Source organism: Vibrio sp. AND4 (assembly GCF_000171815.1).
In the GTDB taxonomy this organism is placed as follows: domain Bacteria; phylum Pseudomonadota; class Gammaproteobacteria; order Enterobacterales; family Vibrionaceae; genus Vibrio.
The window spans coordinates 60,723-82,541 of the sequence record NZ_ABGR01000013.1 but is presented as its reverse complement, the minus strand read 5'-3'; the positions used below and the strand labels follow the sequence as shown (position 1 = coordinate 82,541).

Sequence of the window (21,819 nt, the reverse complement as noted above, 5' to 3'; positions counted from 1 at the left end):
TAACTCTGGTGGTCGCGGCCGTCTATCAGGCATCGTTGCAGCAACGGCTTTGCTTGTGTTTATTTTGTTTGCTTCTTCACTGATTGAAATGATTCCACTGGCTGCGCTGGTCGGTGTTATGTTCATGGTCGTCATTGGCACATTCGAATGGGCAACCTTTAAACTCGCGCGCCGCGTACCTAAACAAGATTTCTTCGTTATCGTTCTTGTCACTGTCGTCACTGTGCTTACTGACTTGGCTGTGGCAGTCGCCATTGGTGTCATCGCCTCAGCGCTGATGTTCGCATGGCAACATGCGAAACACATCTACGCAGACACTTGTTTGAACCAAGAAGGTTCTAAAGAGTACAAGATCCACGGTCCAATATTCTTTGGTTCTGCAGCAAACTTCCTGGAGCTGTTTAACGCGCAAGACGACCCTAAAGACATCATTGTCGATTTCGCCGACTCTCGCGTAACTGACCACTCAGCGATAGAGGCGATCGAGACGCTAGCAGAACGTTACGCGACACAAGGCAAAACGCTTCATCTGCGTCACTTGAGCCCAGACTGCCGTAAGCTGCTAGATAAAGCCGGTAGCTTGGTGGAAATCAACGTGAAAGAAGACCCAAGCTACAAGGTTGCAACTGACATACTTGCAGGTTAATGAAATAGCACTGGGATGAGCATGGCTCATCCCTTTTTTCTATCAGATGCCTTGTCAATATCTAGAGCTTTCTCAAAATCACTTCCGACGCCGCTTCAATCAAATCAAGCACCAGCTCAAAGCCTACATCCCCACCGTAATAAGGGTCAGGAATTTCGTCATACTCCAAATCAGCGTGACTTAAAAACAACGATACTTTATGACGATGTTCTACCGGACAAATATCGAGCAGATCAGCCAGATTTGTTCTGTCAGCTGCGAGCACCATATCAAAACGTTCAAACTCCTCGACCGTTACTTGACGAGAACGTATCCCTTTGAACGAATAACCTCGCTGCTCTCCTGCCTGCATAGAACGCACATCAGGAGGGTTTCCCGCGTGGAAACCTATGGTTCCTGCCGAGTCGACCTTCACTTCAACCCCGAGTTCTTTGGCTTTTGCTTTCAATACTGCTTCACCTGTCGGCGAACGGCAAATGTTTCCCATACAAACAACGAGTAATTTCTTCATTTTATTCCCTGACTTTTCGATGGTTTTTCTTCTATAACTGTTGGTTTATCATAGCGAGAGAATTCGATGAACCCAAGCAGGCACGGGTAAAGCACACAAAGGAATTAATGACACTTATGTCTATCGAAGAAAACAAACAAGCACGCCACAAGGCTCGCCAACAGAAAGTAAAAGAACAGGTGGACGCTAAGATCGCCGCAGCCCAAGAGGAAAAAGGCCTACTATTGATCATCACTGGTAATGGTAAAGGCAAATCGACTTCTGGGTTTGGCACTATCGCACGTGCCGTTGGCCATGGATTAAAATGTTCTGTCGCTCAATTTATCAAAGGCACATGGGACAACGGTGAACGTAATCTTCTCGAAAAGCTCGGGGTAGAGTTTCAAGTGATGGCAACAGGCTTTACTTGGGAAACACAAAACAAAACGAGCGATACCGAGGCGGCTCAACTGGTTTGGCAGGAGTGTCAACGTATGCTTGCAGACGAATCAATCGATGTGATCTTATTTGATGAGCTAACTTACATGGTAAGTTATGGCTATATCGACTTAGATGAAGTCGTCGAAGCATTGAACAAGCGCCCAAAAATGCAATCTGTCGTCATTACTGGTCGCGGCGCGCACCGTACTTTGATTGAAATGGCAGACACAGTATCAGAAGTAAAAAACGTAAAGCACGCTTTTGACTCCGGTGTTAAAGCACTGAAGGGAGTAGACTGGTAAGCGCTTAACCTCTTCCATAAAAAATGTTACCTCAATCTCTATAAGTGGGCATAATTAGCACAGAAAAAACTCTAGATTGGGCTTTAGAAAAACTAAAAAGGGTTGGCTCTATGCCAACCCTTTAATTTTGATTGATAGGACCCGTTGTTAACCTCAGTCCGTTAGTTAAATAGATTCTTCAACAAACCGTCTACGGCTTCTTTGGTTTTCTCGTCCTTTATTTTGTCGGTTAGCTTATCTATACCTCGGTCGATTTCTTTCTGGGCTTTTTGCTTCAAGACGTCATCAAAGACCAGCTTGAATTTAGGATCCGCCCACTTACCTGAAACGTTGATAGGGACAGTGATGTCCTTCAGTTCATCAATGTTCTTACCACCCTGCCCCTCTAACGATCCCACAATCGAGGTGCTAATAGTGAAGTCGGCCGTTTCGTTCAAGTAGTTCGCTGTACCTTTACCACGAATACGAAGAAGTGGAGACTGTGCTTGCAGATTATCCGTCGCGACCACGCCTTTGTTCAATTTTAACGTCGCGGTCATGGTACTAAAGTCAGTTTTTTTAACTTCATTGGTACCTTCAAGGCTTTGGCCTTTGTATCGCGCGTAGTTTTCTCGAATAAGTTGAGCAACGTTAATACCATTCACAGCGCCGTCTGCAAAATTGATAGCAATCGTACCTACAAGGTTATTCTTGATGCCTGTTGGCGTTAGGCTTTTACCACTCACGTTTACATCAATGTTACCTGTGCCCTCCACCATGTCTTTATCTGCGACATCGATCAATAGTGGTTGAATATGAACACCCTTAATTGATTTCTTCGCTGAGTAAGTCGCTGGTGATTTTCGTGCATCCAGTTGAGCCGTTGCAGTTATCGTTCCTTGGTACAGGCTAGAGCTGAATGACGAAAGATCGAACACTCCACGATCAATAGAAAAGCTCGCTCTCACCGCCTCCATCTTCGCATTGGCCGCTTTAAACTTATCAATGCCAATATCACCCTGTAAATCAAGTGTTTTTAGCACAGAGAGATCCGGTTCGACTTCTTGACCAACAGATTCATTTTTACCACCTGATACCGGTTTATTCCCATTACCCGCTGGCGCTTGTTGGTTCAAGCCAAGGAACTCATCCAAGTCGATATTAGGGCTATGCACTGCAAAACGTACTTTGGGGATCTCACCTAAGGTCACGTCTGCTTTACCATCCAATGCAATGGCATTTGCTGTTAGCTTTTCCAACACAAAGCTCAAGTGACTCTTAGTGAGATCGAAAGAGAGATCTGAAGCCATATCGACTTTCATTGGTGATTGCGGTAGTGCCTCTCCTTCAAACGTTGAGTTCAACGTCAGCTTGTTCAATTGCACTTTGCTGATTGCCTTGTCGACGTTTAGCTCACCGCCACCTTGCATATCGAGCTTCATGCCACCAGCATCACCTTTTAATGCGTAGCTTAGGTTGTTTACTTTATCGAATTCGAACGTCTCTAAACCAATGGTAGCAGATTCAATTTTGTTGGCAGGATCGCGGTAAGTTGCATCGAAGTTGACGTTTTTCAGAGCATAGCTCGTTAAACCTTTCGCCAGCTTGAAATCCGCTTTACCTTGCGCTGTGAACGTCTGATCATTCATTTCACCTTTCATACCAAAGTCTGCCGTTGTCCAGCTATCAAAGGCAAATTGAGAAAGGTTTAAAGAAATATCAGACAGCTTAGTGTAGCTACTCGCTTGCTTATCTTGGATTTCAACATAGCCATTAGAGATGGTGACGCCAGCCAAATTGATCGTCCAATCAGAAGCCGCACTCTTAGAGTCTGCCGCTCGCTCTGGCGTTGCTTCCGTCGTTTTTTCTGCTTGCTGAGTTTGTGCTTTGGTTAGCGCATCAATGTTCTTGGTACCATCTTTCAACGTTTCAAGGTAGAACTCAGCGCCATCAAGAGTGACATTCCCAATTTCCAGTTGTTTACTTAGTAAAGGAGCAACAGACACATCCACGCCGACCGTTTCAACTTTAAACAGGTTAGGTTGGCTGAAGCCTTGTGGGTTTCTCAATTCAGTACGACCAAGCTCGAAGCCTATCGACGGGAAAAACTGCCAGCTGATATCACCGTCAATCACCAGCTCTAATCCGGTTTGTTTTTGAGCTTGCTCTACAATAAGTGGCTTAAATTGGTTCGGATTAACAAAAATCACTAACCCTAGAATCACGGCCAAAATCGCCACAATTGGTATGGCAATAATTAGAAGCAGTTTTTTCATTCGCTTTTTCCTTGCTCGATTTTTTACAATTATAAACACAGACTTAGTTTAGCTCTGACAGTTCAACAAAAGCGAAAAAACGTCCGGTTTTGCATTACAACTGACTAATTTAAAAACAAAAAAAAGAAGTGCCACCTAAAGTGCCACTTCTTCATACAAAAATAAAGTGATATAGCCGTCTAAGGGCTTAAGCTTTCAAAAGTTTTGCAATATGCGCTTTCAGAACGTCGATTGCGATACGGTTTTTACCACCGCGAGGTACGATGATGTCCGCGTATTGTTTAGAAGGTTCGATAAATTGCATGAACATCGGACGTACTGTTTGTTGGTATTGCTTGAGAACAGATTCCATTGTACGGCCACGTTCCTCCACATCACGTTTCACACGGCGGAGTAAACAGATATCCAGAGGCGTATCCATAAACACAGTCGCATGCATCAGGTCACGAAGGCGTGGGTCAGTAAGAAGCAAAATACCTTCAAGAATGATCACCTTTTTAGGAGTCATTGGCGTAGTATTGTTTGTACGAGAGTGCTCTGTATAACTGTACTCCGGTACTTCTACAGCTTCACCACGTACCAACTGCTCTAGATGTTCACAGAGTAGGTCGTGGTCCAACGCGCTCGGGTGGTCGTAGTTAGTCTTTACACGCTCTTCCATGCTCAACTGGCTTTGGTCATTGTAGTAGCAATCTTCCGTGATGACTCCGATTTGATGATCGCCCACTTTCTCGCGAAGTTCATTATAGATTGTGCTCGCGATAAGACTTTTTCCAGAAGCAGAAGCGCCAGCAATACCGACGATGACGCATTGATTATTATCAGACATTAATTTGCACCCGATGATGATTTCTAGTCATATAAAGAGATAAACCGCCTGATTATAGGGAGTTCCCTCCTTCGTTACTAGTGGAATTAGGGTTTCATTATAAGTTTCTACCTACTCGCAGAATTAAACCTGAAGCAAACGTTTACATGTATAACATTCAGTCATTGGTGATATAAAACTCAGTTCACCATAGTAAAACTGATTGCATCAGGCTTGGTTTTGCCTTGCCAGTACATTGTGCAACACACACGATCGGCAAGCTGTTTATAGTAATCAGCATGCTCACTTTTTGGCCGCCGCGCTACTGTCGGAATGCCGGCGTCAATGTCTTCTCGCATCGAGATGTGGAGTGGTATTTGTCCTAACAGCGCCAAACCGAACTCTTGTGACATATTTTCTGCACCACCTGTTCCAAAAATATGCTCTAAAGCGCCACAATGACTGCAGATGTGGAAGCTCATATTCTCTACGATTCCCACGACTGGTACATTAACTTTATGGAACATCGCCGCACCTTTACGCGCATCGACTAGTGCCAGATCTTGGGGTGTCGTGACAAGCACGGTACCCGTTACTGGAATCTGCTGTGAAAGCGTCAGCTGAATATCACCCGTTCCCGGCGGCATATCAATCACCAAGTAGTCGAGTTCTGGCCAATCGGTCTCTGTCAACAATTGCGATAATGCCTTAGAAGCCATAGGGCCACGCCAGATTGCCGCTTCTGATTTGTCGACCAAGTAACCGATAGAATGAGTATAGATACCATGGGCCAAAATAGGCTCCATCCATTTCGCATCGCGAACTTCAGGCTTAGCATTTTCTTGACCGAGCATCATAGGGACCGACGGCCCATAAATATCAGCGTCCAGCAAACCAACTTTAGCACCCGATTGTGCAATCGCTAGAGCAAGGTTTACTGCCGTGGTCGACTTCCCTACCCCCCCTTTGGCTGAGCTGACAGCAATGATGTTCTTTACCCCCTGCACTGCGTTAGTAACCTGCGTCTCAAGTGCTTTTATGCCGAATTCGATTTGGAAATCAAATACTGGTACATCACCTGATGTCTGTTGCTCTTTGATCCAATCATACAATGCCGCTTGTAGTTCGTTACTCGCAAACGGAAAAGTAATATGAATACCGCCTTGTGCTGGGATCACAACTATACCGTGAGTATCCGCCCAACTTTCCACCAACTGAGGGTGTTGGAACTGGTTTAGCCAATGGCAAACGTCTTGTTTTGAAGTGAACTGGTGCATGAGGCCTCCTTTATTATCCGTCTAATCCTAGCACTCAGCGATAAGATTCAGAACCCCAAAAAAACTGAGGCAATCCATAGTTTGATACCTTGGCGTCAGGGAACTCATGGGGTAGTATTACTCTCTATTTTTTATACCTATCTAGAAGCGATTATTAAGTATGGCAAACGATCCAAGAAAACTGCTGGTAACTTGTGCCCTTCCGTACGCTAATGGTTCGATTCACCTTGGTCATATGCTTGAACACATTCAAGCTGACATCTGGGTTCGCTACCAACGCCTACGCGGTAACACTGTAAACTTCATCTGTGCAGACGATGCTCACGGCACGCCAATCATGCTAAAAGCACAACAGATGGGGATTACGCCAGAAGAGATGATCGCTGCAGTAAGCGAAGAACATCAAAAAGACTTCGCTGGCTTTGATATTAGCTTTGATAACTACCACAGTACGCACTCGGAAGAGAACCGCGAGCTCGCTTCTCACATTTACCTTGAGCTGAAGAAAAATGGCTTTATCTCTAGCCGTACTATCTCTCAGCTGTTCGACCCTGAAAAAGAAATGTTCCTACCGGACCGTTTCGTCAAGGGCACTTGTCCTAAGTGTAAGTCAGAAGACCAATACGGTGACAACTGTGATAACTGTGGCGAGACGTACAGCCCAACGGAACTGATCGAACCAAAATCAGCAGTTTCTGGTGCTACTCCAGTGATGAAAGACTCTGAGCACTTCTTTTTCGACCTTCCACAGTTCGAAAGCATGCTAAAAGAATGGACTCGTTCTGGATCTCTCCAATCTGAAACCGCTAACAAAATGCAAGAGTGGTTCGAGTCTGGTTTGCAACAGTGGGATATCTCACGTGATGCACCTTACTTCGGCTTCGAAATCCCTGGTGAGAAGAACAAATTCTTCTACGTATGGCTAGATGCACCAGTTGGCTACATGGCTTCTTTCAAGAACCTATGTAACAAAACTGACGGTCTAGATTTCGACGAATACTGGAAGAAGGATAGCTCGGCTGAACTTTACCATTTCATCGGTAAAGACATTGTTTACTTCCACTCACTATTCTGGCCAGCGATGCTGGAAGGTTCTGGCTTCCGCAAGCCAAACAACGTATTCGTACACGGCTATGTCACCGTAAATGGCGCGAAAATGTCTAAGTCTAAAGGGACGTTTGTTAAAGCAAGTACTTACCTGAACCACTTAGATCCCGAGTGCCTGCGCTACTACTACGCGGCAAAACTGAACAGCCGTATTGACGACCTAGATCTTAATCTTGAAGACTTCACGCAGCGTGTTAACGCAGATGTAGTTAACAAGATTGTTAACCTCGCTTCTCGCAACGCAGGCTTCATCTCTAAGCGTTTTGAAGGCAAGCTCGCTGAAAACTTTGCAGAGCCTGAGCTCTATAACGAATTCGTTACAGCAGCTGGCCGCATAGCCGAGCTTTACGAAACTCGTGAATTTAGTCGTGCTATCCGTGAAATTACAGCGCTAGCAGACAAAGCGAACCAATACGTTGACGAAAAGGCACCTTGGGTTGTTGCAAAAGAAGAAGGCAAAGATCAGGAGCTACAAGAGATTTGTTCTGTCGGTATTAACCTGTTCCGCGTCCTGATGACTTACCTAAAACCAGTGATGCCTGCACTAGCAGCACGTACTGAAGCGTTCCTTAACCAAGAACTCACTTGGGAAGGTATTGCTGCTCCGCTCACAGGTCACGAGATTACTAAATTTAAAGCGCTATTCAACCGTATCGATCCTAAGAACATCGAAGCGATGATCGAAGCATCTAAAGAAGACGCAGCCGCTGAAATGGCAGCGAAAGAAAAAGCGGAAGCTGAAAAGAATAAAGCGAGTCAAACTGAACTCGATAAAGATCCAATCGCTGAGGAGATTGATTTTGATGCTTTCGCAGCAGTTGATATGCGTATTGCTCGCATCATCTCGTGTGAAGAAGTGCCAAAAGCAAACAAGCTACTTAAGTTCCAACTAGATATAGGTGGGGAAACTCGTCAGGTGTTCTCTGGCATTAAGTCAGCGTACAAACCTGAAGAGCTAGAAGGCAAACTAACCGTCATGGTTGCAAACCTAAAACCTCGTAAAATGAAGTTTGGTATATCTGAAGGCATGATATTAGCAGCAGGCCCCGGCGGCAGCGACCTATGGATCCTAGAGCCACATGAAGGGGCTCAACCAGGTATGCGCGTGATGTAATTCATTACCCAGTGACGTAACTTAAAAATCCTCGCCCAACTCGGCGGGGATTTTTTTGGACCAAATTCCAACGTTTGATAAGCGTTCGATTCCATCTTTAAATGAGAATATTTAAGGAGGGCTCTACGATATCGATGATTTCTTATCGATCATAATACTTATACCTAAATTCAATACGAACAGACATCATTGGTTCCCTTTACTTAACTTCAATCCGATTATGCTTGCTTAGTCCGCTGAGCGAATGCATATAAAAAAAGCCGTAGGGCAATACCTACAGCTTTTTCGTTGAAACCTTAAGGACCAAAGGACCGTTAGCTGTCATCTTCTGTGAAGTTAGTCGGCAATTCTTGTTTCATTTCATTCCAAATTTGTGCACTTTCCATTCCGTAATGACGGATCAAAATTGGTAGTTGATCACGCTGACTCGTTTGACACGTCTCCAGTAATTGACGATAAAAGTTCAGAGCCAAATCACGTGAAGCTGGGTTTGAGAAGTAGAAGCTGCCCACTCGGTCATACAACTTTCTCAAGCCATTAAATATCAACCCATAAATTTGGTTGCCAGAATGGAACGCTAGACGCTGGAACAGCATGTAGTCGTAGAAATTGAACGTCTTAGCAATCAGGATTTCTTGGCGCTTGGCTTCATCCTTTTCGTTATCTTCTTTTACGCTTTGCAGGATCTTGTCAGCATAAGGAGAGGCGGCAATAAAATCATTCCAAGAAGGCGCATTAACAAGCGCTTCACACGACTCAATCACGTTCTGGATTGTACGTTCAGATGCTTCTTTATTAGCTTTAAAAGCATAGCGCATAAAGATAGGGCTGATGTTCGTACGCGCTGCGAGCAAGTCTTCGACTATGTTTGTTGCATTATCGACATCGAGCGTCATCAGCGTATCCAAAATATGAAGGCCAGAAGTCTCCATAAATTGGTTAACTTTGGTCGGTTTACCATGCTGGATAGTCAACCAACCATCGCGCGCGAGTCGCTGAAGGACTTCACGTAAGGTTGTACGAGTAACACCAATAAGTTCAGATAGCTCACGTTCAGCGGGTAAAATTGAGCCAGGCGGAAAACGGCCGTTCCAAATGCTCTCGATAATATATTTTTCTGCGAAACCCGCAGGGCTCTTAGCCTTAATGACCATTCTGTTTTTATCCAATATTGATTTCTAAGGATTGATGGTACTCATCATACCACTACTTAACGATTTCCGAAAATTAACAATCAATAAATGAAACGAGATCTCAATGTTGTCAGAAACGAGATCAATATGCCTAAGCAACCTCAAGATGCTGGGTATATATTCAAATCAACGCATTGATCACTGGAAATGAAACACACAAAATTCCTATTTTAGTTGATTGCTAACACTCACAAGTACAAGAAAAATAAAACCCGCCAGGTCACACTTTTATACTCAAAATATGCAATGTAAATTTAGGTTTTACGATTAATCCCCTTTCTTAATTGATCATTTATTGTTATTGACCTGGTTTTAATTTCAGAAGTGATTGTTTTTAACCTTTTCATGGTACAATGTCGCCGTTTTGATCGCGTTATTACGGATAAAAAGCGGCTTTAATCGTTAGCATCACTTGTTGTTATTGACTGTTAAATGCTGGGGTGTAGAGTGCGGTCGAAAGTGAGCGGTGCTTAAGTTCAGAGGAAGTAACTTGGCAAGACTACAGTGAGACAATGGATTGTTGTTTTCTTAAGTTACTGTTTTAAAGACTAGATAATAAGTCTAATAAACGAATACTTAAGCACTATTGTATACCCAAGTCACCTCGAGATGCGTTGTTTTCCTTGAACTCGAATCAATGACAACGCTCTGAGTCCTGCATCTTGAAGTCACTTGGGTACAGTGTCTATTCATAATTTTGTTATAAAGAGAATTATCATGCCGATGTCGCTCGGAAATGCCTTTATCAAGAACTTTCTTGGCAAAGCGCCTGATTGGTACAAAGTTGCCATTATTGCTTTTCTAATTATCAACCCAATTGTTTTTTTCCTTATTGACCCATTTGTTGCAGGCTGGTTGCTCGTAGCAGAGTTCATTTTCACTCTGGCAATGGCGCTGAAATGTTACCCACTCCAGCCAGGTGGTTTGCTTGCAATCGAGGCGGTTGCTATTGGGATGACGAGTCCAGCTCAGGTGAAACACGAACTGGTCGCGAACATCGAAGTACTTCTACTTTTGGTATTCATGGTTGCAGGTATTTACTTCATGAAACAGCTTCTGCTGTTCATCTTCACAAAGATCTTGCTTGGTATCCGTTCTAAAATATTACTCTCACTTGCATTCTGTTTCGCAGCAGCGTTTCTGTCAGCATTCCTCGATGCGCTGACCGTGATTGCGGTTGTCATCAGCGTTGCCGTTGGATTTTATTCAATTTACCACAAAGTTGCATCTGGTAACCTTATCGGTGACCACGACCATACGCAAGATGATACCATCACTGAGCTTACTCGTGACGATCTTGAAAACTATCGCGCATTCCTACGCTCATTGCTAATGCACGCTGGTGTAGGTACTGCTCTAGGTGGTGTTACTACAATGGTTGGTGAACCGCAAAACTTGATCATTGCTGACCAAGCAGGTTGGTTCTTTGGTGAGTTTTTGATCCGAATGGCACCTGTAACACTCCCGGTCTTTTTCTGCGGCATGCTCACTTGCGCACTAGTAGAAAAGCTAAAGATTTGTGGGTATGGTGCACAGCTGCCTGATAATGTTCGTCAAATTCTTGTCGATTTTGACCGAGAGGAGCGTAAAAGCCGTACCAAACAGGACGTGGCAAAGCTTTGGGTTCAAGGTCTAATCGCAGTTTGGTTAATTGCAGCACTTGCCCTGCACTTAGCAGCCGTTGGTCTAATCGGCCTTTCCGTTATCATTCTCGCAACCTCATTTACAGGTGTGATTGAAGAGCACTCGATGGGCAAAGCGTTTGAAGAGGCTCTGCCCTTTACCGCATTGCTTGCTGTATTCTTTGCCGTCGTTGCGGTAATCATTGACCAAGAATTATTTAAACCTGTTATCGATTCAGTACTTGCCGTTGAAGATAAAGGGATGCAGCTGGCCTTGTTTTATGTTGCCAATGGTTTACTTTCAATGGTTTCAGACAATGTTTTTGTCGGTACGGTTTACATTAACGAAGTAAAATCAGCCTTGGTTAATGGTCAAATTACTCGTGAACAATTCGATCTGCTAGCAGTGGCAATCAACACAGGTACTAACCTGCCTTCAGTTGCGACGCCAAATGGCCAAGCGGCATTCCTATTCCTACTCACATCAGCATTGGCGCCATTAGTTCGTCTATCCTACGGTCGCATGGTTATCATGGCTCTACCGTACACGATTGTGCTGGCTCTGGTTGGCTTGATGGGCATCATCTTCTTCTTAGAACCCGCGACAGCATTCTTCTACGATGCTGGCTGGATATCACCTAGTAGTGGTGATCTGACTCCCGTTGTGTCAATTGGACACTAAAAATATCAGTTGATTAGGAAACTTATCCAAGTTAAAAAGCTCTGAGTATTCAGAGCTTTTTTCTATTTCAGACAGGATTATAACCGTGAATATTTTTTCATCACTAAACCAATTTTCTAAAGGGCGCCGATCTTGGCTTCTTCTTCTCGTGGCGATGATCTTTTTTGAATCCTGCGCCCTGTTCTTCCAACACGTTATGGCACTCGCACCTTGCGTTATGTGTATTTATGAACGTGTGGCAATGATGGGAATTGGTTTTGCCGCCTTGATTGGTCTTATTGCACCGAATAACCTTCTCGTTCGTTGGATTGCGCTAGTAGCATGGGGAGCAAGTGCCTACAAAGGTTTAACGCTGGCAATGCAGCATGTGGACTATCAGTTCAACCCCTCTCCATTCGCGACTTGTGACTTATTCGTAAAGTTCCCAAGTTGGGCACCACTAAACCATTGGGTTCCTTGGATGTTTGAAGCATACGGTGACTGTACAAAAGTTGTTTGGCAGTTCGTTGGCCTTTCTATGCCTCAATGGCTTGTTGTCATTTTTGCAGGTAACTTGGTCGCTTTAACTGTCATAGTGATTGCGCAATTTGTTCGCGGTAAGCGAAATAATCCAATCCAGTAACGTTTTTCCGACCTCAAATCACTGAAAACGAATATAAAAAAGCCGACCATGAGGTCGGCTTTTTCTTGTAATTCGATTACTTACCACAACATTGCTTAAACTTCTTACCGCTTTCGCATGGGCAAGGATCATTACGCCCAACACCTTTGAAAGGGTTCAAACTCTTCGACTTTTTACCTACCATCAATTCGTCTGCACCAAGTGCAACTTCGTTGATCATCAGATCAAACTGCTCGATTAAGTCCACAAGCGCTGGCGGCGTTTCAATACCCGCCTCACGCATCTGTTGCTGGGTTTGCTCTTCATCAATTGCCAACATCATCGTTGTCAAAAGCGCTTGAAGCATACGCTCAAGGCCGTCGTTAAGGACCACATCAACCCACTGCTCTTCAATCATTGGCCAAACAGACATGAAGCCTTCAGCAAAATCCGCTAGGTGCTCTAGATTATCTTCTGTTAGCGCAAGAATCGAGTACTCGTTACACAGGATATAATTGTGCTGCTTGTGAATTTGCGTCTCAACCATTGTCTGGATCGCTTTAAAACGCTCACCTAAAAGTGGTTCTAGCCACGTTTCTGGTGCCAAAGGTTTTGTAGTCAAGTTCGCAGCCAGTATGGCCCCTTCCATAAACAGTGAAGATTCTTCAAGTTGAACTTCACCCTTCTCAATTAATGTGTATTGCATGACATCGGCTTTCTCATGAATTTGGCGGCATTATACCCTAGGACTAATAAGATGCCAGTTGATGTACGCCTGCGATGATGAGTCTTTTAATGACAAACTTCCCTCACATCGCTACAATCGCCCTCCTTTCACTACCAAATTGTATTAGGCAAGCTATGCGAGTTGTATTAGGCCCAATGGAAGGCGTTTTAGATCATTTAATGCGCCAAATCCTGACCGAGATTAACGACTATGATCTTTGTGTGACTGAGTTTGTTCGAGTCATCGATCAGTTGTTACCGGATCACGTATTCCATCGTTTGTGCCCTGAGTTGCTTCAAGACTCACAAACCGCATCTGGCGTGCCTGTTCATGTTCAATTGCTTGGACAAGAGCCTAACTGGTTAGCAGAAAACGCGATAAAAGCGGCAAAATTAGGTGCTCGTGGTATTGACCTGAACTTTGGCTGCCCAGCAAAACTAGTAAACAAAAGTAAAGGTGGCGCCGCCCTTCTTCAGCACCCAGAATTGATACACAGCATTGTAAAAACATGTCGTGATGCCGTGCCGAGCAATATCCCTGTTAGCGCAAAAATTCGACTAGGCTGGGAAAACCCTGAAGACTGCTTTGAGATTGTTGACGCGATTCAAGCTGCTGGTGCCAACGAACTGACCGTCCATGCTCGTACCAAGCAAGGTGGTTATAAAGCATCAGAGATCAAATGGGATTACATCACCCAGATCCGCGAACGTTTCACCATCCCATTAATCGCTAATGGTGAGATTTGGAACTTTAAAGATGGACAGCGCTGCATCGAGACTACTGGAGTGGACTCTCTCATGGTTTGTCGCGGGGCGTTCAATATTCCAAACCTTGGTAACATGGTGAAATACAACCACCAACCAATGGCTTGGCCAGATGTTGTCGAGCTGCTTATTTACTATTCTCAGTTTGAGATGAAAGGTGATAAAGGCTTGTATTACCCGAACCGCGTAAAACAGTGGTTCTCTTATCTACGTCAAGCCTATCCTGAAGCAAACGAATTGTTCCGCGAAATCCGCACATTCAACAAAGCGGCACCGATTGTTGAACACATTCAACATTACCGCGACGAGCTTCAATCTCGAAATGCATAACAGCGAAAGTATTTTTAGCATTACGGTGATTTAAGAATAAGCAAAAGGGCAATGAGTTCGTCCTTTTTTCTATCATACTTTTAATGACAGATCTTATTTTTGCCTGTACTTTTGGCTAAATAAAGCTTTTCATCAGCACACTTAAACAGCTCATCGAAGCTCTCAATTTGAGCAGCAGACATAAACTCTACGCCACCAGAAACGGTAAAACCCCCTTTCACCACCTTACGTGAGCTTTTAGCAATCGCTTTTCTTACACGCTCTAAAATTCGCAGCATACTCTCAAAATCTTCATCGTATATCGCGAGCACAAATTCTTCACCACCAAAGCGTGATGCCACGTCTGAATGGCGAATATTATCACTGATGCAAGATGCAACTAAACGAATTGCGTCATCACCAACATCATGTCCATGGGTGTCGTTGATTACTTTAAAATCATCAATATCGAGTACCGCCAACGCGACGTGTTTCTTGGTTATTTTGTTGCGCCACACGGCTTGTATTCCACGTCGATTCAACAACCCTGTCATTGGGTCCCTCGCGGCTAACTCTTTGAAGTAGCGACGCTCTGTTTGAGTATTCACAAGGAACAACGCCACCGTACTTAGCACGTAAATAAAGAAAGCGACCGCAACACTGTATTTCTCAAACGCCAAAAGATTCTTCAACTCTTGCCACAAGTTATATTGATAGAAAACTCGATGATCAGCACTCAAACGTTCATGCTCTATCGGCCTTATGCGTAACGCATTATCAGGTACATTCATTTGCGAAGAAATAATGTGCAGCTTTCCAGCTAAGTTTTTATTGGCTTTTAACAAGCCATCAACATCAAAATCCATAGATAGGAAGCCTTGATGTTCACTCTCTTCGTAAATAGGCACACTTAAACTCACAATTTGACCATCATGTTGGTCCAACATTGGCGCTGGGCCTGACATAGTTACTTTCGTCGTCTCTTGAGCTGTTTTTTGCCAAAAAGGCCTCGCTTTTAGCGTATTCCAAAGTTGCAGAGAAAAATTCTGAGCATAGGTATCCGGGGAAGAGATAATGTAACCTTCTTTATCGATGTAATAAATCGAAACGATATAAGATTCAATATCATGTAGGAAAGAGAGTGATGGTGCAAAACCTGCTTTTTTTTCTGCTAAATTGAACAGCTTACTGCCTGGTTCACAGAGTGACTTTTCACCTACAATCATATAATTCAAATCCACTGCAGGTAACCCAGCGGAGTGCTTATTTTCTAATAAAAGAACATCAATAGGCCAAACATAGCAAATACCATCCTTTACCCTGTAGTTATGCTCTTTAAATAGAGGGTGTGCTGGATTCGAGTAATTAACAAAACTGTAATCAAGCGCAGTCAGCACCTTAATAGCACGATCGATGGAACGGTCAATTTGAGCATACTCTAATGTAACGTATCGATTCATCGCATCGTAATAGTTCTTTGCTGTCACACTAATGACGACGCAGAATAAGATAAGCGGAAAGAAGATGACGAATTTTAGACTAAATCGCCTTTTATTACCCATTGAACACCATTGCTTCTAGTAATCTGAGCCATCCGAAAGCCTAAAACGTCGAAAAGCTATTTATAGTTATATTTATGTATTAACAAATCTTAATAAAGAAGACATACGAAGTCACTCTCTGTGCCATTTTTTGCGGCTCATTGTTGGGATATTGACAGAAAAATGATATTTACCGCTGACATTCTCACTTTGTCTAATAATTGATACACGCATTTTGTAGTACAACCTACAAGTGTCATGGGGATAGTCGATAATCACTAGAATCTTATTTGCGCTTAGCTCGATTTTGGTACACTGACGAAATCTCGATGCGACAAAAAAGACAACACCCATATATTATCATGGATATGAGAAGCGCCATTGTGTACAACTACGCAAAAAGGGGAATGCGATCAGATTTAGATTTGCTCGCAGAAAAGTGAGAGTGAGCGTAGCACACTCTACTTCGAAGGTTGTGGTTGATACTGGTATTTAGAACCAGCGTTCAAGCGCCGATTTGTCTAACTGACGGAACGCACGATTTAAAATGATAGCAAGCTCTTTGTATCTCGGTCGAGTTTTTGCTGGTTCGAGGGCAAACCCCGCTTCTATGATCTTTTGGTGTAATTCACGGTACCAAGACGCAAGTTGCGGCGGCAACTTAGTGTTGGAACGGCTGCCAAGCCACCACATACCTTGCAAGGGCATACTAATTGCGAACAATGCGACTATGATGGCTTGAGGAAGTGCATCATAATTGTTGAAAGACATTTGAGTAAGCACACTGATCGCAGCGACTGCTGGCATGACTTTAATTCCAAAACGCGTTGCTTTGATAATTCGTTGTTCAGGAAACATGGCATTCAGTTCTCTACGAACCGGCCAGATCTCCATGTATGTTTGGCCATCTTTTAGGCTATGGATTAGTCCGACTTGTTTACTCATACCGCTCTCTCACTAAAAAATAGTTGAATATTTCAACTAAAGGCACAAATAATTGATGAAAGTTAATATCCTTTCAAAATTTTTTTGTTATCATTGCCCATTATCGCTATCCTTTGCAGACCCTCAAACTCATTGTTGCTGTTATTTACGATTTAAGCAACTCCGAGATTTTATTCAGCACGGATCGCTACGTAGTGGTGGAAGGGTTCACCACTGCCCGTTTATACGGAATTAGAACAATTCTTGACCAAGATTAGTGCGCAACCATACCTGGTATCGTCTATTCTTGTGATTAAATTTTCATCCTTTAACTGATTTTGATCAGTCGAATAACAGGTAGTCACACATGTCTAAGCTAGTTTTAGTTTTAAACTGCGGTAGTTCTTCTCTTAAATTTGCTGTTGTTGATGCAGAAACAGGTGCGGAGCACCTATCAGGCCTTGCTGAATGTCTTCACCTTCCCGAAGCACGTATCAAGTGGAAACTTGATGGTAAACATGAAGCTCAACTAGGTGACGGTGCAGCACACGAAGAAGCACTAGCGTTCATGGTTGAAACTATTCTCGCTTCTAAGCCAGAGCTTAAAGCTAACCTAGGCGCTATCGGTCACCGTATCGTTCACGGTGGCGAGCAGTTCACTCAGTCTGCACTGATCACCGACGAAGTACTTAAGGGTATTCAAGACGCTGCAACTTTCGCACCGCTTCACAACCCAGCGCACATCATTGGTATCGAAGCTGCTATGCACAACTTCCCAGAACTTAAAAACGTTGCTGTATTTGACACCGCGTTCCACCAAACTATGCCTGAAGAGTCTTACCTATACGCTCTTCCTTACAACCTATACAAAGAACACGGTATCCGTCGTTACGGCATGCACGGTACTTCACACCTATTCATCACTCGTGAAGTTGCAGGCCTGCTAAACAAGCCAGTTGAGGAAGTTAACATCATCAACTGTCACCTAGGTAACGGTGCGTCTGTTTGTGCGATTAAGAACGGCCAATCTGTAGATACTTCTATGGGTCTTACTCCTCTTGAAGGTCTTGTAATGGGTACGCGTTGTGGTGATATCGACCCAGCTATCGTATTCCACCTGCACGACGCTCTGGGTTACTCTGTTGAACAAATCAACAACATGCTAACTAAAGAATCTGGTCTTGCTGGTCTAACTGAAGTGACTTCTGACTGCCGTTTTGTTGAAGACAACTACGGTAAAAAAGAAGAAGCAACACGTGCAATGGACGTGTTCTGTCACCGTCTAGCGAAGTACGTAGCGGGTTACACAGCTTCTATGGAAGGTCGTCTAGACGCAATCACTTTCACTGGCGGTATCGGCGAGAACTCTGGCCCTATCCGTGAAATGGTTCTAAACCGTCTAGGTATCTTCGGTATCGAAGTGGATGGTGAATCTAACCTGAAAGCTCGTTTCGGCGGCGAAGGTACGATCACGACAGCTAACAGCCGCATTCCAGCAATGGTTATCTCGACTAACGAAGAACTAGTAATTGCTGAAGACACTGCACGTCTGACTGGCCTTTAATTGGTTTTACAGGCTAGCCAACTCGGCTAGCCTGTTTTTCTTTCAAACAATTTCTTAGGGGCTTAACTCCTATTCTCTGAATGATTCACGGAATAAGAGTTGAGCTTTTATCTCCCAATAGCTAAAGGTACTCTTCGAATGTCTCGTACTATTATGCTTATCCCTGCAAGTGCTGGTGTTGGTCTAACTAGCGTAAGTATGGGTGTTCTTCGCGCAATGGAGCGCAAGGGCGTTAAGGTTTCTTTTTACAAACCAATTTCACAGCCACGTTCTGGCGGTGATCAACCAGATCTAACCTCAACTATCGTTGGCTGCAACAGCGATATGAAGATAGGTCAACCACTAGCGATGTCTGTTGCTGAAAACCTCATTGGTAACGACAACATGGACGAGCTGCTAGAAACCGTTGTCGAGCGTTACAACCAAATCAACAAAGATGCGGACGTAACACTTATCGAAGGTCTAGTGCCAACTCGTAAGCACCCATTCGCTAACCAAGTGAACGCAGAAATTGCAGCAACACTTGGCGCAGAAATCGTTCTTGTAGCAACCCCAGGTACTGATAACCCTGCTCAGCTTAAAGAGCGTATCGAAGTAGCATGTTCTAACTTCGGCGGCACTAAAAACAAAAATATCTCTGGCGTAATCATCAACAAGCTAAACGCACCTGTTGACGAGGCGGGCCGTACTCGCCCTGACTTATCTGAAATCTTTGACGATGCAGACAGCGCGAAGCAAAACGAAATGAAAGTGATGGAAATCTTCAACACTTCACCAATTCGTGTGCTGGGCTGTGTACCATGGAGCATAGATCTTATCGCGACTCGTGCGACCGATATGGCTAAGCACCTGAACGCCGACATCATCAACGAAGGTGAGATCAACACTCGTCGAATCAAGAGCATCACTTTCTGTGCACGATCTCTGCCAAACATGATTGCGCACTTCAGACCAGGCTCTCTCCTAGTCACTTCTGCTGACCGTCCAGACGTTATTGTTGCAGCATCACTTGCAGCAATGAACGGTGTTGACATCGGTGCGATACTGCTAACTGGCGGTTACGACATTCCTGAAGAAATTGAAGGTCTGTGCAAACCAGCATTCGAAACAGGTCTACCTATCTTCAAAGCACAAGGTAACACTTGGCAGACCTCTCTGAACCTTCAGAGTTTCTCTATCGAAGTTCCTGCAGATGATAAAGAGCGTATTGAGTTCATCAACGAACACGTTGCTGGTCACATCGACGGTAACTGGATCGAGTCTATGACTGAAGGGACTCAAAAGTCCCGTCGTCTCAGCCCACCAGCATTCCGTTACCAGTTAACGGAATTTGCTCGCAAAGCTGGCAAGCGTATCGTTCTTCCTGAAGGCGACGAACCACGTACAGTTAAAGCGGCAGCGATCTGTGCTGAACGCGGTATTGCTGAGTGTGTGCTTCTCGGTAACCCAGACGAAATCCGTCGCGTTGCGGAGCAGCAAGGCGTAACACTAGGTGCCGGCGTAACTATCATCAACTCTGATGAAGTTCGTGAAAACTACGTGGCTCGTCTTGTTGAACTGCGTGGCGCGAAAGGTATGACTGAAGTTGTTGCTCGCGAGAAACTGCAAGATTCAGTATTCCTAGGCACAATGATGCTTGAGAACAACGAAGTAGATGGTCTAGTTTCTGGTGCGGTTCACACCACAGCAAACACTATCGTTCCTCCGTTCCAAATCATCAAGACTGCACCTGATGCGTCTATCGTATCTTCTGTATTCTTCATGCTACTACCAGACCAAGTATTGGTGTACGGTGACTGTGCGATCAACCCAGATCCAACAGCGGAACAGCTTGCTGAAATCGCTATCCAATCTGCTGATTCTGCGGCAGCATTCGGTATCGACCCACGTGTAGCTATGATCTCTTACTCTACCGGTGAATCTGGTAAGGGTGCAGACGTAGATAAAGTACGTGAAGCAACTAAGATTGCTCAAGAGAAGCGTCCAGATCTAGTGATCGACGGTCCTCTACAGTACGACGCAGCAATCATGGAAAATGTGGCAGCTTCTAAAGCGCCTAACTCTCCAGTAGCAGGTAAAGCGACAGTATTCGTATTCCCAGACCTAAACACGGGTAATACGACTTACAAAGCGGTACAACGTTCAGCTGACCTAGTATCTATCGGTCCAATGCTGCAAGGTATGCGCAAACCTGTAAACGATCTCTCTCGCGGTGCACTAGTAGACGATATCGTGTACACAGTTGCTCTAACTGCGATTCAGGCAGATCAAGCTGACCAAGCTCGCGAAAAAGTAGTTAACTAATCACCTTGCTTGCTGCAAAGTCTTAAAACCTCGCCATCGCGAGGTTTTTTTTGCTTTGTGCTCGGCTAAAGCAGTCCAAATACTCAAACAAGTCCGCTCTTAACAACGTTTAAGCAACCATAGTGAGCAACAATCTAGATTAAGTCTCGACCATGGGGCGAATTCAGGTCTAACTCAGGACCTTTTGGTACCACTTGTGTCGGATTGATACCAATATGGCTAAAATAATAGTGACGCTTGATGTGATAAAAATCGGTGGTCTCCGCCACACCTTCCACTTGGTAAAGCTCTTTCAAATAACCCTGAATATTTGGGTAATCCGCAATGCGTTGTTTATTGCACTTAAAATGCCCTACATACACGGCATCAAACCGAACGAGAGTGGTAAATAAGCGCCAGTCTGCTTCTGTGATTTTATTCCCAGCCAAGTAGCGGTGCGTCGCAAGGTGTGCATCAATTTTATCCAAAGCAGTAAACAATGAATCGAACGCCTCTTCATAAGCTTCTTGCGTTGTCGCAAACCCGCACCGGTATACACCATTATTCACGTTTGGATAAACGTAATCGTTCCACTCATCAATCACACTTTGAAGTTGCTCTGGGTAATAATCATCGTTGTTCCCGGTGAGTTCGTTAAACTCAGAGTTAAACATACGGATGATTTCAGAAGACTCATTCGACACTATGGTGTTGGTCTTTTTATCCCACAAAACCGGAACAGTAACGCGACCAGTGTAATCGGGCTTAGCTTGAGTGTAGATTTGGTGCATACGAGTATGGCCAAACAACGGCTCAGGTAACCCCACCTGCCAGCCTTCGCTGAGCATGTCTGGGCATACCACAGTAACGTCAATGTGCCTTTCTAGCCCCTTAAGTTGACGAAAAATCAGTGTTCGATGCGCCCACGGACAGGCAAGGGAAACATATAAATGGTAGCGGCCCGACTCCGGTAGGAACCCAGCATCAGGCTTATTTTTTATCCAGCCGCGAAAACCTGCATCTTCACGAATAAACTTACCACCGCTTGATTTGGTCTCGTACCATACGTCATGCCAAACGCCTTTAATTAACTTACCCATCATTCGATCCTCATTTATACTGTTACTAACAGTATAAAAAAGCCAACGCTCTCAAAACTAGAGGGAGTT

The 21,819-nt window shown here is 44.3% G+C and carries 17 protein-coding genes; 8 read left to right on the top strand and 9 right to left on the bottom strand.

The features are described from left to right. Nucleotides 1-646, top strand: a 646-nt coding sequence (locus AND4_RS13435; RefSeq protein WP_009843524.1) for a SulP family inorganic anion transporter, incomplete at its 5' end; no start/stop codon positions are given. Nucleotides 647-707: 61 nt separating this feature from the next. Here the strand turns inward: AND4_RS13435 and AND4_RS13430 are convergent. After that, on the bottom strand, nucleotides 708-1,157 hold the full coding sequence (locus AND4_RS13430; protein ID WP_009843523.1) for a low molecular weight protein-tyrosine-phosphatase: 450 nt from the start codon (nucleotides 1,155-1,157) through the stop codon (nucleotides 708-710). Nucleotides 1,158-1,273: 116 nt separating this feature from the next. Here AND4_RS13430 and cobO point away from each other — a divergent pair, with 116 nt between their 5' ends. Then, entirely contained in the window at nucleotides 1,274-1,879 is a 606-nt protein-coding gene (gene cobO, locus AND4_RS13425; RefSeq protein ID WP_009843522.1) for a cob(I)yrinic acid a,c-diamide adenosyltransferase, read from the top strand. 161 nt (nucleotides 1,880-2,040) lie between these two features. Here cobO and AND4_RS13420 read toward each other — a convergent pair whose 3' ends face one another. From AND4_RS13420 to apbC, 3 genes are all read right to left on the bottom strand, one after another. Continuing rightward, nucleotides 2,041-4,134, bottom strand: a complete 2,094-nt coding sequence (locus tag AND4_RS13420) for an AsmA family protein (protein WP_009843521.1) — start codon at nucleotides 4,132-4,134, stop codon at nucleotides 2,041-2,043. Nucleotides 4,135-4,321: 187 nt separating this feature from the next. Continuing rightward, a complete protein-coding gene (gene udk / locus AND4_RS13415) occupies nucleotides 4,322-4,963 on the bottom strand; it encodes a uridine kinase (protein WP_009843520.1) in 642 nt (213 codons plus the stop codon). A gap of 179 nt (nucleotides 4,964-5,142) precedes the next feature. Continuing rightward, nucleotides 5,143-6,219, bottom strand: coding sequence for an iron-sulfur cluster carrier protein ApbC (gene apbC, locus AND4_RS13410; RefSeq protein ID WP_009843519.1), 1,077 nt, complete (start codon nucleotides 6,217-6,219; stop codon nucleotides 5,143-5,145). A 160-nt stretch (nucleotides 6,220-6,379) separates the two neighbouring features. On the opposite strand from apbC, the gene metG reads away from it, so the two are divergent. Next, nucleotides 6,380-8,440, top strand: a complete 2,061-nt coding sequence (gene metG, locus AND4_RS13405; protein ID WP_009843518.1) for a methionine--tRNA ligase — start codon at nucleotides 6,380-6,382, stop codon at nucleotides 8,438-8,440. A gap of 314 nt (nucleotides 8,441-8,754) precedes the next feature. Here the strand turns inward: metG and fadR are convergent, their stop codons facing one another. Further along, on the bottom strand, nucleotides 8,755-9,594 hold the full coding sequence (fadR, locus tag AND4_RS13400) for a fatty acid metabolism transcriptional regulator FadR (protein WP_009843517.1): 840 nt from the start codon (nucleotides 9,592-9,594) through the stop codon (nucleotides 8,755-8,757). 756 nt (nucleotides 9,595-10,350) lie between these two features. Here fadR and nhaB point away from each other — a divergent pair. After that, on the top strand, nucleotides 10,351-11,937 hold the full coding sequence (nhaB, locus tag AND4_RS13395) for a Na(+)/H(+) antiporter NhaB (RefSeq protein ID WP_009843516.1): 1,587 nt from the start codon (nucleotides 10,351-10,353) through the stop codon (nucleotides 11,935-11,937). An 85-nt stretch (nucleotides 11,938-12,022) separates the two neighbouring features. Continuing rightward, nucleotides 12,023-12,559, top strand: a complete 537-nt coding sequence (gene dsbB / locus AND4_RS13390; RefSeq protein WP_009843515.1) for a disulfide bond formation protein DsbB — start codon at nucleotides 12,023-12,025, stop codon at nucleotides 12,557-12,559. 76 nt (nucleotides 12,560-12,635) lie between these two features. On the opposite strand, the gene AND4_RS13385 is transcribed toward dsbB, so the two are convergent. Continuing rightward, nucleotides 12,636-13,244, bottom strand: a complete 609-nt coding sequence (locus AND4_RS13385) for an SEC-C metal-binding domain-containing protein (RefSeq protein ID WP_009843514.1) — start codon at nucleotides 13,242-13,244, stop codon at nucleotides 12,636-12,638. Between the two features lie 155 nt (nucleotides 13,245-13,399). On the opposite strand from AND4_RS13385, the gene dusC reads away from it, so the two are divergent. Beyond that, nucleotides 13,400-14,359, top strand: coding sequence for a tRNA dihydrouridine(16) synthase DusC (gene dusC / locus AND4_RS13380; protein ID WP_009843513.1), 960 nt, complete (start codon nucleotides 13,400-13,402; stop codon nucleotides 14,357-14,359). Between the two features lie 80 nt (nucleotides 14,360-14,439). Here dusC and AND4_RS13375 read toward each other — a convergent pair whose 3' ends face one another. Continuing rightward, nucleotides 14,440-15,900, bottom strand: a complete 1,461-nt coding sequence (locus AND4_RS13375; protein WP_009843512.1) for a diguanylate cyclase — start codon at nucleotides 15,898-15,900, stop codon at nucleotides 14,440-14,442. A gap of 471 nt (nucleotides 15,901-16,371) precedes the next feature. After that, a complete protein-coding gene (gene yfbV, locus AND4_RS13370) occupies nucleotides 16,372-16,824 on the bottom strand; it encodes a terminus macrodomain insulation protein YfbV (protein WP_009843511.1) in 453 nt (150 codons plus the stop codon). Between the two features lie 346 nt (nucleotides 16,825-17,170). Here yfbV and AND4_RS13365 point away from each other — a divergent pair, with 346 nt between their 5' ends. Next, nucleotides 17,171-18,367: an acetate kinase gene (locus tag AND4_RS13365; protein WP_009843510.1), complete on the top strand. Its 1,197-nt coding sequence runs from the start codon at nucleotides 17,171-17,173 to the stop codon at nucleotides 18,365-18,367. A gap of 138 nt (nucleotides 18,368-18,505) precedes the next feature. Then, nucleotides 18,506-20,671 carry a phosphate acetyltransferase gene (gene pta, locus AND4_RS13360; protein WP_009843509.1) on the top strand — a complete coding sequence of 722 codons (2,166 nt, stop codon included), beginning with the start codon at nucleotides 18,506-18,508 and terminating at the stop codon, nucleotides 20,669-20,671. 134 nt (nucleotides 20,672-20,805) lie between these two features. Here pta and AND4_RS13355 read toward each other — a convergent pair whose 3' ends face one another. Then, complete coding sequence (locus AND4_RS13355) at nucleotides 20,806-21,750, bottom strand: glutathione S-transferase family protein (RefSeq protein WP_009843508.1); 945 nt, start codon at nucleotides 21,748-21,750, stop codon at nucleotides 20,806-20,808. Nucleotides 21,751-21,819: the final 69 nt, after the last annotated feature.